Source organism: Streptomyces sp. PKA51 (assembly GCF_057552455.1).
This window is the reverse complement of the sequence record NZ_BAAJPZ010000007.1, coordinates 1-15,264: the sequence shown is the minus strand read 5'-3', so window position 1 is coordinate 15,264 and position 15,264 is coordinate 1. Positions and strand designations below refer to the sequence as shown.

Sequence of the window (15,264 nt, the reverse complement as noted above, 5' to 3'; positions counted from 1 at the left end):
CGAGGGGGCGGAGGGAGGCGGCTACAGCTGCCGCGCGACCTCCGTCGCCCAGTACGTGAGAATCATGTTCGCCCCGGCGCGCTTGATGCCGGTGAGCGTCTCCATGATGGCCCGGTCGCGGTCGATCCAGCCGTTGGCGGCGGCCGCCTCGACCATCGCGTACTCGCCGGAGATCTGGTACGCGGCGACGGGCACGTCGACGGCGTCGGCGATCTTCGCGAGGACGTCGAGGTAGGGCAGGGCCGGCTTGACCATGACCATGTCGGCGCCCTCGTCCAGGTCGAGGGCGAGCTCGCGCAGGGACTCGCGCAGGTTGGCCGGGTCCTGCTGGTAGGTCTTGCGGTCGCCGGTCAGCGAGGAGCCGACGGCCTCCCGGAAGGGGCCGTAGAAGGCCGAGGCGTACTTGGCGGTGTAGGCCAGGATCGCCACGTCCTCGTGGCCGGTCTGGTCCAGGGCGTCGCGAACGACGCCGACCTGGCCGTCCATCATGCCGCTGGGGCCCACGACGTGGACGCCGGCGTCGGCCTGGACCTGGGCCATCTCGGCGTAGCGCTCGAGGGTGGCGTCGTTGTCGACGCGGCCGGCGGCGTCCAGGACGCCGCAGTGGCCGTGGTCGGTGTACTCGTCCAGGCACAGGTCGGACATGATCACGAGCTCGTCGCCGACCTCGGCCTTCACGTCGCGGATGGCGACCTGCAGGATGCCGTCGGGGTCGGTGCCGGCGGTGCCGAGCGCGTCCTTCTTGGCGTCCTCGGGAACGCCGAAGAGCATGATCCCGGCGACGCCCGCCTCCAGCGCCTCGACGGCGGCCTTGCGCAGGGTGTCACGGGTGTGCTGGACGACGCCCGGCATCGCCGAGATCGGCACCGGCTCGCCGATGCCCTCCCGCACGAAGGCGGGAAGGATCAGGTCGGCCGGGTGCAGCCGGTGTTCGGCGACCATGCGGCGCATGGCGGGGCTGGTCCTCAGCCGCCGGGGCCGCGACCCCGGGAAGCTGCCGTACGTGGTGCTCAACTGCGTGCCCTCCTACGTGATCCGGGCCGCCGCTCGCTCGGGCGGGTGACCGCTTCACCGGCCTCCAGGGCGGCGTCGCGGCGGGCCGCGCCGAACTCGGCGAGCGCCTCGGCCAGCTTGTGCACCGAGGGCTCGGGCGACAGCACGTCCACCCGCAGGCCGTGTTCCTCCGCGGTCTTCGCGGTGGCCGGGCCGATGCAGGCGATGACGGTGACATTGTGGGGCTTGCCGGCGATGCCGACGAGGTTGCGCACCGTGGAGGAGGAAGTGAAGAGCACGGCGTCGAAACCGCCGCCCTTGATCGCCTCGCGGGTCTCGGCCGGCGGCGGCGAGGCCCGCACGGTGCGGTAGGCGGTGACGTCGTCGACCTCCCAGCCCAGCTCGATCAGGCCGGCGACCAGGGTCTCGGTGGCGATGTCGGCGCGCGGCAGGAAGACGCGGTCGATCGGGTCGAAGACCGGGTCGTAGGGCGGCCAGTCCTCCAGCAGGCCCGCGGCGGACTGCTCGCCGGAGGGCACGAGGTCGGGCTTGACGCCGAACTCGACCAGGGCGGCGGCGGTCTGCTCGCCGACCGCGGCGACCTTGATGCCGGCGAAGGCACGGGCGTCGAGCCCGTACTCCTCGAACTTCTCCCGCACCGCCTTGACGGCGTTGACGGAGGTGAAGGCGATCCACTCGTAGCGGCCGGTGACCAGGCCCTTGACGGCGCGCTCCATCTGCTGCGGGGTGCGCGGGGGCTCCACCGCGATGGTGGGCACCTCGTGCGGCACCGCGCCGTACGAACGGAGCTGGTCGGAGAGGGAGGCGGCCTGCTCCTTGGTGCGCGGCACGAGCACGTTCCAGCCGAAGAGCGGCTTGGACTCGAACCACGACAGCTGCTCGCGCCGGTCGGCGGCACTGCGCTCGCCGACCACGGCTATGACCGGCTGGGCGCCGTCGGCCGAGGGCAGCACCTTGGCGGCCTTGAGCACCTGCTGGAGCGTGCCGAGGGTGGCGGTCCAGGTGCGCTGGCGGGTGGTGGTGCCGGCGACCGTGACGCTCAAGGGGGTGTCGGGCTTGCGCCCGGCGGCGACCAGCTGCCCGGCGGTGGCGACGACGTTCTCCAGCGTGGTGGAGACGACCGCGGTCACCTCGCTGGCGCCGACCTCGGCCCAGCAGGTGGCGTCCGCGGTGCGGGCGTCGACGAAACGGACGTCGCCGCCGTTGCCGTCGCGCAGCGGGACGCCGGCGTAGGCGGGCACGCCGACGGCGGTGGCGATGCCGGGGACGACCTCGAAGGTGATGCCCTCGGCGGCGCAGGCCAGCATCTCCTCGGCGGCGTCGCCGTCGAGGCCGGGGTCGCCGTGCACGGCACGCACGACCCGCTTGCCGGCGCGCGCGGACGCCATGACAAGATTGGCGGTGTCCCGAAGGACGGGCACGTCCGCGGCCTTTGATGCCTCGTCAGTAACCGTGTGGAGGGGCACGTCCACGGTGCTGCGGGCGTGCGTGCGCACCACGTCGAGCACCTGCGGATCGGCGATCAGGACGTCCGCTGCCGCCAGTGCCTCCACGGCACGCAGCGTCAGCAGACCCGGGTCACCGGGGCCTGCGCCGAGGAAGGTGACGTGCCCGTGCGCGGAGTGGTTCGGGGCGGTGGGGTTCAATGTGCTCGCTCCCCCATAAGACCGGCCGCACCCTTGTCGAGCATCTCGGCGGCGAGTTCGCGGCCGAGGGCAAGGGCGTCCTGTTCGGACGCGGGTACGGGACCGGTGGTGGACAGCTGCACCAGCGTCGAGCCGTCGGTGGTGCCGACGACGCCGCGCAGGCGCATTTCGGTGACAGCCTGCTCCTCGACCAACAGGTCGGCCAACGCGCCCACGGGCGCGCTGCAGCCGGCCTCCAGGGCGGCGAGCAGGGAACGCTCGGCGGTCACGGCGGCCCGGGTGACCGGGTCGTCGAGCACGGCGAGCGAAGCGGCGAGCGGTGCGTTGGTCGCGACGCACTCGATCGCCAGGGCCCCCTGGCCGGGGGCGGACAGGATCCGGTCGGCCGGCAGGTACTGGGTGACCTCGTCCAGCCGGCCCAGGCGGGTCAGGCCCGCCGCGGCCAGCACCACGGCGTCCAGCTCGCCCTTGGCGACGAAGCCGAGCCGGGTGTCGACGTTGCCGCGCACGGGCACGGTCTCGATCCGCCGGCCCGCCTCGCGGGCCCAGGCGTTGAGCTGGGCCATCCGCCGGGGCGAACCGGTGCCGATGCGCGCCCCGTCGGGGAGCTGCTCGAAGGTGAGCCCGTCGCGGGCGACGAGCACGTCGCGCGGGTCCTCGCGCCGGGGGACGGCGGCCAGCAGCAGCCCGTCGGGCTGCGCGGTCGGCAGGTCCTTCAGCGAGTGGACGGCGAAGTCGATCTCGCCGGCGAGCAGCGCGTCGCGCAGCGCCGAGACGAACACGCCGGTGCCGCCGATCTGCGCCAGCGCCTCGCGCGAGACGTCGCCGTAGGTGGTGATCTCCACCAGTTCCACCGGGTGCCCGGTGGCCTGGTGGACCGCCTCGGCCACCTGGCCGGACTGAGCCATCGCGAGCTTGCTGCGGCGGGTGCCCAACCGCAGGGTGCGCCGCGTCGAAGAGGTGTCGTTCATGCCGGCTCCCGTGCCGTGGTGTGCCTGTCGGCACGCGTGTCGGCCCTGCTGACGGCGGCGACCGCCTGCGGGTCGAGGTCGAAGAGTTCGCGCAGCGCGTCGGCGTAGCCGGCGCCGCCCGGGGTGGCGGCCAGCTCCTTCACGCGCACGGTGGGGGCGTGCAGGAGCTTGTCGACGACGCGGCGCACGGTCTGGGTGATCTCCGCGCGCTGCTTGTCGTCCAGGTCCGGCAGCCGCCCGTTGAGGCGGGACATCTCACTGGCCACCACGTCGGCGGCCATGGTGCGCAGCGCCACCACGGTGGGCGTGATGTGCGCGGCGCGCTGGGCGGCGCCGAAGGCGGCGACCTCGTCGGAGACGATGGTGCGCACCTGGTCGACGTCGGCGGCCATGGGGGCGTCCGCAGAGGCCTCGGCGAGGGACTCGATGTCCACGAGCCGGGCGCCGGGCAGCCGGTGCACGGCGGCGTCGACGTCGCGGGGCATGGCCAGGTCCAGCAGGGCCAGGGCCGCTCCCGTGCCGCTGGTGCGGCCGGTGAGGGCGGCCCGTACGGCGTCGGCGGTCAGGACGAGGCCGGTGGCGCCGGTGCAGGAGACGACGATGTCGGCGAGCGCCAGCTCGCCGGGGACGGCGTCCATCGGCACGGCCGAGGCGGTGAAGCCGGACGCGCCGGGCCCGCCGGGCTCGGTCAGGATGGCCGCGAGCCGCTCGGCCCGCTCCAGGGTGCGGTTGGCGACGGCCACGTGGGCGACGCCGGCGCGCGCGAGGGTGGCGGCGGCCAGCGAGGACATCGAGCCCGCGCCGATGACCAGGGCGCGGCGGCCCGCCGCCCAGTCGGCGACGGGGGTGGCGGCGGCCAGCTGCTCCAGGCCGAAGGTGACCAGGGACTGGCCGGCCTTGTCGATGCCGGTCTCGCTGTGGGCGCGCTTGCCGACCCGCAGGGCCTGCTGGAACAGGTCGTTCAGCAGTCGGCCGGCGGTGTGCAGCTCCTGGCCGAGGGCGAGGGCGTCCTTGATCTGGCCAAGGATCTGGCCCTCGCCGACGACCATCGAGTCCAGCCCGCAGGCCACCGAGAACAGGTGGTGGACGGCCCGGTCCTCGTAGTGCACGTACAGGTAGGGGGTGAGCTCCTCCAGCGCCACGCCCGAGTGCCGGGCGAGCAGCGTGGACAGCTCGGCGACGCCCGCGTGGAACTTGTCCACGTCGGCGTACACCTCGATGCGGTTGCAGGTGGCGAGCACCGCCGCCTCGGTGGCGGGCTCGGCGGCCAGCACGTCGTGCGCGAGCCGGGCCCGGCTCTCGCGGGTGAGCGCGGCCCGCTCCAGCACGCTGACCGGGGCGCTGCGGTGGCTGAGACCGACGACGAGGAGGCTCATGCCGGCATCACGGCGGGGACGTCCCCCTCCGGTCCCTTCCGGCCGCCCGGGGTCGCACGGCCCGGAGCCTGCGGGGCACCGCCGGCGGCGGCGACGGCCGCGGGGCCCTGACCGGGCTCCTCGCCGGCCTTGCGCTGCTCGTGGAAGGCGAGGATCTGCAGCTCGATGGACAGGTCGACCTTGCGCACGTCGACGCCGTCGGGCACGGCGAGCACGGTCGGCGCGAAGTTCAGGATCGAGGTGACGCCGGCGGTCACGAGGCGGTCGCAGACCTGCTGGGCGGCGCCGGCGGGGGTGGCGATGACGCCGATGGACACCCCGTTGTCCCGGATGATCGACTCGAGTTCGTCGGTGTGGCGCACGGGCAGCCCGGCGACCGGCCGGCCGGTCATGGCGGGGTCGGCGTCGATGAGGGCCGCGACGCGGAAGCCGCGGGAGGCGAAGCCGCCGTAGTTGGCCAGGGCGGCGCCGAGGTTGCCGATGCCGACGATGACGACGGGCCAGTCCTGGGTCAGGCCCAGCTCGCGGGAGATCTGGTACACGAGGTACTCGACGTCGTAGCCCACGCCGCGGGTGCCGTACGAGCCCAGGTAGCTGAAGTCCTTGCGCAGCTTGGCGGAGTTCACGCCGGCCGCACTGGCCAGCTCCTCGGAGGAGACGGTGGGGACCGAGCGCTCGGAGAGCGCGGTCAGCGCGCGCAGATACAGCGGTAGCCGGGCGACGGTGGCCTCGGGGATCCCTCGGCTTCGGGTCGCCGGTCGGTGAGTTCGGCCAGTTGCCACGGTGCTCCTGCGGGTAGAGCGGGGCTGCGGGCAGCGCCTTGTCCCAGAACCGCCCTGTTGAACGCAGGCTATGCCTTTGTGAACGCGTGCACAAAGATGGTGTCCGATTTGCCCGGCCAACGTGATGGGTGTCACGCGGCGATTCGGCCCCTTCCGGGAACCGTTCGGCCGGGTGCCCCGAAGGCCGGTCGGGTACCCCGACTGTCCACCACACCTGCCACAGGAGCGCCACGCGCAGACCCACCGGGACACGGGCGCTCACTCCTTGCGGACTCGAACAAAACGCCCACGATGTTAGTCGACTCAGGCACCCAATCGGGCGCCGCGAACGGGAGCGAACGGGGCACAATGGCCGCCATGAGCCCGCTCCTGCGCCGCAGCGCCCGCAAGAACCCCGCCGACCGCGTCGTCACCCTGGTCGGCAAGCCCGGCTGCCACCTGTGCGACGCCGCCGAAGCGGTGATCGCGCAGGTCTGCGCGGAACTCGGGGCGCGCTGGGAGAAGAAGGACATCACCCAGGACGAGGAGCTGCACCGCAAGTACTGGGAGCAGATCCCGGTCGTCCTCGTCGACGGGGCGCAGCACGACTTCTGGCGGGTGAACCCCGACCGCCTGCGCAAGGCCCTGGGCGCCTGAGGCCCGGGCCGAAGGGGCCGCTGAGTAACCGCCCCGCCGCGCAGAGTTCACGCCATCGCATCACTCGGGGCTCCGGTTACCCCGAACAAACTGGCTATGCTCGCGGCATGGCCGCACTCGGATGGCTCACCCCGCGCAGGCGCTCCGCCACGGCACGCAGCGTGCTGGCAGGCGAAGCGGCGGCGGAGGCAGCCCGCAAGTCCGCGCAGGAGAACGCCCAGGAGCAGGAGGCGTCGGCGGCGTCCGCCCAGGCGCCGGGCGAGCCGGAATTCCCGGTCGCGGGCGACGAGCGGGCGGCCGCGTTCTTCGACCTGGACAACACCGTCATGCAGGGCGCGGCCATCTTCCACTTCGGCCGCGGGCTGTACAAGCGGCACTTCTTCGGCAAGCGCGAGCTCGCGCGCTTCGCCTGGCAGCAGGCGTGGTTCCGGCTGGCCGGCATCGAGGACCCCGAGCACATGCAGGACGCCCGCGACAGCGTCCTGTCGATCGTCAAGGGCCACCGCGTCTCCGAGCTGATGACCATCGGCGAGGAGATCTACGACGAGTACATGGCCGAGCGCATCTGGCCCGGCACCCGCGCCCTGGCCCAGGCCCACCTGGACGCCGGGCAGAAGGTCTGGCTGGTCACCGCCGCCCCCGTGGAGACGGCGACGATCATCGCCCGCCGGCTGGGGCTGACCGGCGCGCTGGGCACCGTCGCCGAGTCCGTCGGCGGGGTCTACACCGGCAAGCTGGTCGGCGAGCTGCTGCACGGCCCGGCCAAGGCCGAGGCCGTCCGGGCGCTGGCCGCCGCCGAGGGTCTGGACCTCGCCCGCTGCGCGGCGTACAGCGACTCCGCCAACGACATCCCGATGCTCTCGCTCGTCGGGCACCCCTACGCGATCAACCCCGACGGCCGGCTGCGCAAGCACGCGCGCGAGCACGGCTGGCGGCTGCGCGACTACCGCACGGGCCGCAAGGCCGCCAAGATCGGCATTCCCGCCGCGGCCGGCCTGGGCGCCCTCGCGGGCGGCGCCGCCGCGGGCATCGCCCTGCACCGCCGCCGTCGCTGAAGCCCGGCCGCGGGGGCGCCCGTGGCCGTTTCCGTCAGGTGCTCACCGACCGTGCCGTCCGCGGCGCCGTCCACCTGCCGCCCATCACCGGAACGGGCGACGCCGCGGCGCGCCTCCTCGCCACGCGCCGTAATCGGACTGCCCGAACAGGCAATCTTTTTGTCGTACCCATGTGAAGGGTTCGACACTCCTTACGTGTCCGGATTGCCACAACACGCTGCCCAATCGGCCACACCTTCGCCAATTCCTGTCAACTTCCGTTCGTAGTTCGATATTTGAACGGGCATGAACCGCGCCCATAACGAACGGAAACGATGATTTAGGCAACTCGGTGTAGCGCTGCCTGTACGAAGGGTTATTCTCCTCAAACGCAAGCCGGTACCCGCTTGTCCCTACGACGAGTGAACGGTCCCGCGCTGCACGTGATGGAAGCTCTGCCTCTGGGAGTCCCGTGTACCCACACGTCGGGGTTGACGCCTCGGGCCTGGCTACGCTGCGCGCAGCGGTCCTCGACCGTCTGCGCGGCTTCGTCCCCACCGCGTACGCCGTCCCCGCCTTCGCCACGCCCGCCCTCGCGGGGGTGGGCGGCCCTGCCGGCCCCTGCTACGCCCTCGCCGAGAGCAGCGCGGCCGTCGGCAGACGCACCCGCCGGGCGGCCGGCGCCGCCACGACGACCCGCCGTCCGAGCGCGGACAGCGACAGCGCCCGCATGCTCGACCTCGTCGAACGGGCCCAGGCCGGCGAGGCCGAGGCCTTCGGCCGGCTCTACGACCAGTACGCCGACACCGTCTACCGCTACATCTACTACCGCGTCGGCGGCCGGGCCACGGCCGAGGACCTGACCAGCGAGACGTTCCTGCGCGCCCTGCGCCGCATCGGCACCTTCACCTGGCAGGGCCGCGACTTCGGCGCCTGGCTGGTGACCATCGCCCGCAACCTGGTGGCCGACCACTTCAAGTCGTCCCGGTTCCGGCTGGAGGTCACCACCGGCGAGATGCTCGACGCCAACGAGGTCGAGCGCAGCCCCGAGGACTCCGTCCTCGAATCCCTCTCCAACGCCGCCCTGTTGGAGGCGGTGCGCAAGCTCAACCCCCAGCAGCAGGAGTGCGTCACCCTGCGCTTCCTCCAGGGCCTGTCGGTCGCCGAGACCGCCCGCGTCATGGGGAAGAACGAGGGCGCCATCAAGACCCTGCAGTACCGGGCCGTGCGCACCCTCGCCCGGCTCCTGCCGGACGACGCCCGCTGATCGTGCCCGGCCCCGCCCGGCCCCACGGCCGAGCATCCTTCCGACCCCCGAACCCCCGATTTTCGATGTGATGTCCGCAATCACTCACCGGCGGCCACCTCACCGCGGCCGCGTAACCCGACTGCCGCGCCGCTCGTTGTCCGGGGTGCAGACTTCCCGATGCCACGTCATGCCGGTATTCACTCACTCGATCGAGTGGATGCTCCCCCGGCGTGCAACCCTTCATGTGCCCAGGGGAGTCGACCGTCATGACGAGAGGAGGTGCCGCCTGTGATCGCGAATGTATCGGCGCACCGGCGGGCGAACGCCTTCGCCCAGGCCCTGGACCAGGATGCCCAGGGTGCTGCGGCCGCACAGTCCGGCCCGTCGGTGGAAGACACCGAGCAGGCAAAGCTGTTGGCCCTGGCGGGCGGGCTCGGCGCACTGCCCGGCCCCGAGCTGGACCCCGAGGTCAAAACCGTGCAGCGGGCGCAGCTGATCGCCGCCATGGAGGCGCAGTTCGCCGGCGGCATCCCCGCACAGCGCCCGGGCCGCGGAGCGCACCGGGCCGGCCGGCTCTCCCGGCTGCGCCCCCGCTCCCGCTGGTCCAAGGGGCTCGCCGCCGGCGGGCTCACCGTGGGCGTGGCAGCGGGCGCGTTCGGCGGCGTGGCGGCCGCGAGCACCAATGCCCTGCCCGGCGACACGCTCTACGGCCTCAAGCGCGGCATGGAGGACCTCAAGCTCGGCATGGCGGACGGCGATGCCGCACGCGGCGGCCTGTTCCTCGACCAGGCGTCGACGCGCATGCAGGAGGCCCGCCGGCTGATGGAGCGCGGCCGCGCCGGCGCGCTGGACCACGAGTCGCTCACCGAGATCCGCCGCACCCTCGCGGGCATGCAGCACGACGTCGCCGAGGGCCACCGGCTGCTGCACGGCGTCTACCAGCGGGACGGCTCGCTCGGCGCCATCCAGCGGCTGTCCTCGTTCGCCTCGTCCCACCGGGAGAGCTGGAGCCAGCTGCGCGAGAAGCTGCCCGTCCAGCTCAGCGACGTCGGCAACGGCGTCACCTCGGTCTTCGCCGCCATAGACGAAGAGGTCGAGCCGCTGCGGTCGCTGCTGCACAACAACCAGGGCAAGCACGGCTCGCCCACGGGCGGCACCGCCTCGCACCACGGCACGCCCGGCAATGCCGGCAGCCAGTCCTCGCCGTCCGCGAAGGCCTCCTCGTCGGCCGACGGCAAGCGCTCCGGCGGCAAGCCCGCCCAGTCCTCGCCGAGCGGTCCGGAGGAGCACGAGGGGCTCCTCGGCGGTACGGGGCTGCTGCAGCCGCCGTCCGAGGGCACCGGTGCGGACCGGCAGGCGCACGGCAAGGACGGCAGGCCGTCCAAGCAGCCGGACGTCACCATCCCGCCGCTGCTGCCCAACATCCTCCCGGGTCTGGGCATCCACGGCGAGGACGAGAAGTAGGCATCCGGCGGTCGGTGTTCTTCTGAAGATTCTTCCGAAGAAGGTTCTTCAGAAGAACACCGCTTCAGAAGAACACCGACCGCCTCTGCACCAGCAGCTTGTAGAGCGTGTGCTGGATCGTCTCGCGCACCTGGTCGGTCAGGTTGAACATCAGCATCGGGTCGTCCGCCGCCTCCGGCGAATAGCCGTCGGTCGGGATCGGCTCACCGAACTGGATCGTCCACTTCGTCGGCAGCGGCACCAGCCCCAGCGGCCCGAGCCAGGGGAACGTCGGCGTCACCGGGAAGTACGGGATGCCCAGCAGTCGCGCCACCGTCCTGGAGTTGCCGATCATCGGGTAGATCTCCTCGGCCCCGACGATCGAGCACGGCACGATCGGTGCCCCGGCACGCAGTGCCGTCTGCACGAAGCCGCCCCGCCCGAAGCGCTGCAGCTTGTACCGCTCGGAGAAGGGCTTCCCGATCCCCTTGAAGCCCTCCGGCATCACCCCGACCAGCTCCCCGCGCTCCAGCAGCATCTGCGCGTCCTCCGCGCAGGCCAGGGTGTGCCCGAGCTTGCGCGACAGCTCGTTGATCAGCGGCAGCACGAAGACCAGGTCCGCCGCGAGCATCCGCACATTGCGCCCGGCCGGGTGGTGGTCGTGCACCGCCACCTGCAGCATCAGGCCGTCCACGGGCAGCGTGCCGGAGTGGTTGGCGACGATGAGCGCCGAGCCCTTCTCCGGGATGTTCTCGATGCCCTTCACCTCGACCCGGAAGTACTTCTCCTTGAACGGCCGCAGCACCGACATGATCAGCTGATCGGTGAGCTCCTGGTCGTAGCCGAAGTCGTCGACCTCGTACTCGCCCGTGATCCGCCGGCGCAGGAAGTTCAGCCCGTGGGCCACCTTCCGCTCCCAGCCGTCCGCGCCCTGCCGCTCCTCGGCCGCCCCGGCCTCGCCGCCGTCCTTCGCCGCCTCCTCGGCGCCCGCAGCGCCGCCCACGGGGCCCCGCCGGGGCCGGGTGCCCGGTCCGGGCCCGTCGTCCTCGCGCTGGGCCGGTACGGGCGCCAGCGCGGCCCGCTCCGTACGGGCCAGGCCGGCGCGCTTGGGCCGCCGCTTGGACCGCGGCTCCTCGCCGAACGGAATCACCTTCGCATCGGCCATCGTGCGTGCGCTCCTCAGTTCTGGCCGCTGCCCGCAGGCATCAGCGCGGCGATCCGGTCGACGGTACGGGCGAGGGAGTCGGGCGGCAGCAGCCCCGGGCCGCGGCTGCGGGCGAAGTCCGCGAAGGCCGCGGGCGTGGAGTAGCGGGGGTGGAACCCCAGCGTGTCGCGCAGCTGCGCGGTGTCCACGACCCGGCCGTGGGTGAGCAGCCGGATCTGCTCGGGCGAGAAGTCCAGCGCCCCCACCGAACGCAGCGCGGAGCCGACCCAGGTCACCGTCGGCAGGAAGAAGGGGAGCGTGGGGCGCCCGAGGCGCCGTGCGGCCTGCGAGAGCAGCAGCACGCCGTCGCCCGCGACGTTGAAGGTGCCGCTGTTGAGCGTGCCGCGGACCGGCTCGCCGGCCGCGATGCGCAGCACCTCGATCGCGTCGTCCTCGTGGACGAACTGCAGCCGGGGGTCGAAGCCCAGGACGGTGGGCAGCACGGGCAGCGAGAAGTACTCGGCGAGCGGCGAGTCCGCGCAGGGCCCGAGCACGTTCGCGAAGCGCAGGACGCACACGGCCACGTCGGGCCGGCGCCGGGCGAAGCCGCGCACATAGCCCTCGACCTCCACCACGTCCTTGGCGAAGCCCCCGCTCGGCAGCGACTTCGGCGGCGTGGACTCGGTGAAGACGGCCGGGTCGCGGGGCGCCGAACCGTACACCGTGGTGCTCGACTTGATCACGAGCCGCTTGACGGAGGGCGTCTTCTGGCAGGCGCCGAGCAGCTGCATCGTGCCGATGACGTTGGTCTCCTTGACCGTCGCCCGGCTGCCGCGCTTGCCCAGGGGCGTGCCGTTGACGTCCATATGGACGACCGTGTCGACGGAGTGCTCCGCGAGGACCCTGCCGATCGTGGGATGGCGGATGTCCGCCCGTATGAAATCGGCCCCGCCCAGACGGTGCTCGGGTGGCACTGCGTCCACCCCGATGACGCGGTCGACGTCGGGCTCGCGCTGGATGCGGCGGACGAAGCGGCCGCCCAGTTGCCGTGCGACTCCGGTGACGAGCACGACCTTGCCCAAGATCAGCGCCTTCCTTCCCACCGAGCTCCAAGCCCTGTCGCGGCCACCGTAGCGGGTCGTTGTTGCACTGTGATGACCACCGGTGGGGCGGACCGTCATTTCAAGCCGTAGCGACGGTTTCACTTACTGCTACGTCAGCTGAGGGGCGGCGGCGAGGAGCGACGGGGCGGGGCGGCGGAGGATGGGGCCGAATGCACCGCAGCCCTCCCGCCGTGAGGCGGGAGGGCTGCGGGACGAGCACAGCGGCGTGCTTACTTCTTGTTGCGACGCTGAACGCGCGTGCGCTTGAGCAGCTTGCGGTGCTTCTTCTTGGCCATCCGCTTGCGCCGCTTCTTGATAACAGAGCCCACGACTACCCTCGCTTACATCGATTCACTCGGTGCGGGGCGTCCGAGCCCACACGACCTACATCGGGTCAGCGTACCCGCCACCGGGCGAACAGCGTAATCCGGGGTCCCCGTCAGGCCGTTTCCACCCCCACGAAGGACTCTCGGAGGTACTCGTGCACCGCTTGTTCTGGGACCCGGAAGGACCTGCCCACCCGGATCGCCGGCAGATGACCGCTGTGCACCAGCCGGTACACGGTCATCTTGGAGACTCGCATCACCGCGGCGACTTCCGCCACGGTCAGGAACACGACCTCGTTGAGAGGCCTTTCGCCAGCAGCCATGACACACCTGAACCTTCCGCACATGACGCGCACCGGCTTCCCCTCCGGTGACTCCTCGTCGCTGCGCGCTCACTCCCCAGGTTAGGGGCGGGTGATGCGAGTGGGGAAGAGGAGCAGCCATCGGCCGCCTACTGTGACAGACACGCTCGATTGAGTACATAGCGAGTAAGCGGTCGGTAGTAATCAGACCGCACAGTGTCATCAAGCGGAACGGCCACGGACACCCGCCCCTCGGCCTCGCCGACGAACGGCGCGGGGTCGTCCGAGTCCGCCAGGCCGATGGCCTCAATGCCCAGCTGACCTGCTCCGCAGAGCCATCCGTGGTCCCCGACGACCAGGGCCGGCAAGGGTCCGCCGCCCTCCGCGACGCCGGCCAGCGCAGCCCGAAGCGGGAGGGGCGAATGCGTATGTGCGCCCGGCTCACTCGCAGACGGCCGTGCGCCGGGTTCGCGCACCATCGCGACTCCTCCGGCGTAGTGAAGGTTGTATGTGCGTACGCCGAACCGGGTCGTCATGTCGACACTTCGACCCTGCGCCGGGGTGAGGACAGCACATCCCGCCGCCGACAGACCGGCGGCCAAACCGGCGTAGAAGCCCAGGAGACGGTGCGGGTGACCCGTGCCGATGAGCACCGGCGCCCCCGTCGCGGCCACCGTGGCGAGCCGGTCCGCGAAGGCATCGAGTGCCACCATCGTCCGGTCCGGATCAATCACATCCTGCCCGGAAGTTTCCCTGGGATCGACCGAAACACCACACCTCTGGCCCATCAGACGCAACAAATCCGCGAAGCGCCAGTCGTATTCCGGCTCCAGACCGATCAGCACCCGGGGATCCCGCGCGGCGAACCGCCGGTACCGCGCCAGACTGCCCTCCCGGGACGTGGCGACACGGCCCGCGATCCCGGTGGCGAGCAGATGGGCGATCAGGTCGTCGCGCGCGCAGGACACGGCCCGATGCTGGCCGAAGGCCGGCGGCTCCGGCGACCGAACGACGGCGAATCAGCCCATGTGGTGACCGCGCGCCGGGGCAGGAGGGGCCAGGGTCGTGCGTGGGGCTAGGGCAACAGGCCGTGGGAGGGGAAGACGGCCCGGCGCGTCGCCAGGACCGCCTGGTCCAGCCGGTCCGCCGGGTCGTACCCCGACTCCGCGAAGTCCCGCCACGACGGCCGCAGACCGTCCGTCATCCGCAGCGGCCCCAGCTGCTGCGTCCGCCGGAAGACCTCCCGGCGCCAGTCCTCCGGCACCGGCGACGCGGGATCCACCGGCCGGCCCGCGGCGATGCCCACCAGATGCGCCCAGGACCTCGGCACCACGTCCACCACGGCGTACCCGCCGCCCCCGAGTGCCACCCAGCGCCCGTCGGCGTGACGGTGGGCCAGGTCGTGGCAGGCCTCGGCCACCAGGCGCTGGGCGTCCAGCGAGACCGCCAGATGCGCCAGCGGGTCCTCGAAGTGCGTGTCGGCCCCGTGCTGCGTCACCAGCACCTGCGGCCGGAAGGCCGCCAGGAGCTCCGGTACGACGGCATGGAAGGCCCGCAGCCAGCCGGCGTCCCCCGTGCCCGCCGGCAGGGCCACATTGACCGCACTGCCCTCGGCCCCCGGGGCGCCCGTCTCCTCGGGCCAGCCCGTCTGGGGGAAGAGCGTGCGCGGATGCTCGTGCAGCGAGATCGTCAGGACGCGGGGATCCTCCCAGAAGGCCGCCTGGACGCCGTCGCCGTGATGGACGTCCACGTCCACGTACGCCACGCGCTGCGCCCCCAGCTCCAGCAGCCGGGCCACGGCGAGGGCGGCGTCGTTGTAGACGCAGAAACCCGACGCGGACCCCGGCATCGCATGGTGCAGCCCACCACTGAAGTTGACCGCGTGCACGGCCTCCCCGCGCCACACGGCCTCGGCTGCGGCCACCGACTGCCCCGCGATCAGCGCGGCGGCGTCGTGCATGCCGGCGAAGGCCGGATCGTCCGGGGTACCGAGCCCGTACGCGGTGTCGGCCGACCGCGGATCGGCGGAAGCCCGCCGCACGGCGTCGATGTAGTCGGCGCGGTGCACCAGCCCGAGCGTCGACTCCCCCGCCGCCGGCGCGGCGACCACCCGGGCCGCCTTGTCCAACCCATATGCCTCGACCAGGCGCATGGTGAGGAAAAGCCGCACGGGATCCATGGGATGTCCCGACCCGAAGTCGTATCCCGTGACCGCCTCGTCCCACATCACGTGCGCCT

General features: G+C 72.3%; 15 protein-coding genes. 4 read left to right on the top strand and 11 right to left on the bottom strand.

Annotated features, from left to right (window positions below; translation table 11 throughout):
* Positions 1-21: 21 nt before the first annotated feature.
* Genes hemB through AC27L3_RS13090 form a run of 5 tightly spaced genes read right to left on the bottom strand, consistent with a single transcriptional unit; the run spans position 22 to position 5,789 of the window.
* Positions 22-1,014 carry a porphobilinogen synthase gene (gene hemB / locus AC27L3_RS13110; protein WP_487234210.1) on the bottom strand — a complete coding sequence of 331 codons (993 nt, stop codon included), beginning with the start codon at positions 1,012-1,014 and terminating at the stop codon, positions 22-24.
* Positions 1,011-2,660, bottom strand: coding sequence for a bifunctional uroporphyrinogen-III C-methyltransferase/uroporphyrinogen-III synthase (locus AC27L3_RS13105; RefSeq protein WP_487234209.1), 1,650 nt, complete (start codon positions 2,658-2,660; stop codon positions 1,011-1,013). Before AC27L3_RS13105 ends, hemB begins: the two co-directional genes overlap by 4 nt.
* Positions 2,657-3,631 (bottom strand): hydroxymethylbilane synthase, encoded by a 975-nt coding sequence (gene hemC, locus AC27L3_RS13100; protein ID WP_487234208.1) that lies wholly within the window; start codon positions 3,629-3,631, stop codon positions 2,657-2,659. Before hemC ends, AC27L3_RS13105 begins: the two co-directional genes overlap by 4 nt.
* The gene (locus AC27L3_RS13095) at positions 3,628-5,007 is read right to left on the bottom strand and encodes a glutamyl-tRNA reductase (protein ID WP_487234207.1); all 1,380 of its coding nucleotides are present in this window, start codon (positions 5,005-5,007) and stop codon (positions 3,628-3,630) included. The genes hemC and AC27L3_RS13095 overlap by 4 nt, the downstream gene beginning before the upstream one ends.
* On the bottom strand, positions 5,004-5,789 hold the full coding sequence (locus AC27L3_RS13090) for a redox-sensing transcriptional repressor Rex (RefSeq protein ID WP_487234206.1): 786 nt from the start codon (positions 5,787-5,789) through the stop codon (positions 5,004-5,006). Before AC27L3_RS13090 ends, AC27L3_RS13095 begins: the two co-directional genes overlap by 4 nt.
* 357 nt (positions 5,790-6,146) lie before the next feature.
* Here AC27L3_RS13090 and AC27L3_RS13085 point away from each other — a divergent pair, with 357 nt between their 5' ends.
* The 4 genes from AC27L3_RS13085 to AC27L3_RS13070 all read left to right on the top strand — a co-directional run bounded on the left by AC27L3_RS13085 (position 6,147) and on the right by AC27L3_RS13070 (position 10,172).
* Positions 6,147-6,425, top strand: a complete 279-nt coding sequence (locus tag AC27L3_RS13085; RefSeq protein WP_487234205.1) for a glutaredoxin family protein — start codon at positions 6,147-6,149, stop codon at positions 6,423-6,425.
* A 107-nt stretch (positions 6,426-6,532) separates the two neighbouring features.
* Complete coding sequence (locus AC27L3_RS13080; RefSeq protein WP_487234204.1) at positions 6,533-7,480, top strand: HAD family hydrolase; 948 nt, start codon at positions 6,533-6,535, stop codon at positions 7,478-7,480.
* Between the two features lie 451 nt (positions 7,481-7,931).
* The gene (locus AC27L3_RS13075; protein ID WP_344438440.1) at positions 7,932-8,726 is read left to right on the top strand and encodes an ECF subfamily RNA polymerase sigma factor, BldN family; all 795 of its coding nucleotides are present in this window, start codon (positions 7,932-7,934) and stop codon (positions 8,724-8,726) included.
* 270 nt (positions 8,727-8,996) lie between these two features.
* Positions 8,997-10,172, top strand: a complete 1,176-nt coding sequence (locus tag AC27L3_RS13070) for a DUF5667 domain-containing protein (RefSeq protein ID WP_487234203.1) — start codon at positions 8,997-8,999, stop codon at positions 10,170-10,172.
* Positions 10,173-10,236: 64 nt separating this feature from the next.
* Here the strand turns inward: AC27L3_RS13070 and AC27L3_RS13065 are convergent, their stop codons facing one another.
* The 6 genes from AC27L3_RS13065 to AC27L3_RS13040 form a co-directional block, all read right to left on the bottom strand.
* Positions 10,237-11,316 carry a lysophospholipid acyltransferase family protein gene (locus AC27L3_RS13065; RefSeq protein ID WP_487234202.1) on the bottom strand — a complete coding sequence of 360 codons (1,080 nt, stop codon included), beginning with the start codon at positions 11,314-11,316 and terminating at the stop codon, positions 10,237-10,239.
* A gap of 14 nt (positions 11,317-11,330) precedes the next feature.
* The gene (locus AC27L3_RS13060) at positions 11,331-12,377 is read right to left on the bottom strand and encodes an NAD-dependent epimerase/dehydratase family protein (RefSeq protein WP_487234201.1); all 1,047 of its coding nucleotides are present in this window, start codon (positions 12,375-12,377) and stop codon (positions 11,331-11,333) included.
* Positions 12,378-12,628: 251 nt separating this feature from the next.
* A complete protein-coding gene (locus AC27L3_RS13055) occupies positions 12,629-12,727 on the bottom strand; it encodes a 30S ribosomal protein bS22 (protein ID WP_003948845.1) in 99 nt (32 codons plus the stop codon).
* Positions 12,728-12,837: 110 nt separating this feature from the next.
* A complete protein-coding gene (locus AC27L3_RS13050) occupies positions 12,838-13,047 on the bottom strand; it encodes a helix-turn-helix domain-containing protein (protein ID WP_154080489.1) in 210 nt (69 codons plus the stop codon).
* Positions 13,048-13,175: 128 nt separating this feature from the next.
* On the bottom strand, positions 13,176-13,994 hold the full coding sequence (locus tag AC27L3_RS13045) for a phosphatase (protein WP_487234200.1): 819 nt from the start codon (positions 13,992-13,994) through the stop codon (positions 13,176-13,178).
* 107 nt (positions 13,995-14,101) lie between these two features.
* Positions 14,102-15,264 (bottom strand): acetoin utilization protein AcuC (locus AC27L3_RS13040; protein WP_487234199.1); only part of this gene is annotated, 1,163 nt, incomplete at its 5' end.

What these genes read in the sequence shown, in the direction of transcription:
- hemC (WP_487234208.1), bottom strand. Translation starts at nt 3,631, where the DNA reads ATGAACGACACCTCTTCGACGCGGCGCACCCTGCGGTTGGGCACCCGC.
- AC27L3_RS13095 (WP_487234207.1), bottom strand. Translation starts at nt 5,007, where the DNA reads ATGAGCCTCCTCGTCGTCGGTCTCAGCCACCGCAGCGCCCCGGTCAGC.
- AC27L3_RS13085 (WP_487234205.1), top strand. Translation starts at nt 6,147, where the DNA reads ATGAGCCCGCTCCTGCGCCGCAGCGCCCGCAAGAACCCCGCCGACCGC.
- AC27L3_RS13080 (WP_487234204.1), top strand. Translation starts at nt 6,533, where the DNA reads ATGGCCGCACTCGGATGGCTCACCCCGCGCAGGCGCTCCGCCACGGCA.
- AC27L3_RS13065 (WP_487234202.1), bottom strand. Translation starts at nt 11,316, where the DNA reads ATGGCCGATGCGAAGGTGATTCCGTTCGGCGAGGAGCCGCGGTCCAAG.
- AC27L3_RS13050 (WP_154080489.1), bottom strand. Translation starts at nt 13,047, where the DNA reads ATGGCTGCTGGCGAAAGGCCTCTCAACGAGGTCGTGTTCCTGACCGTG.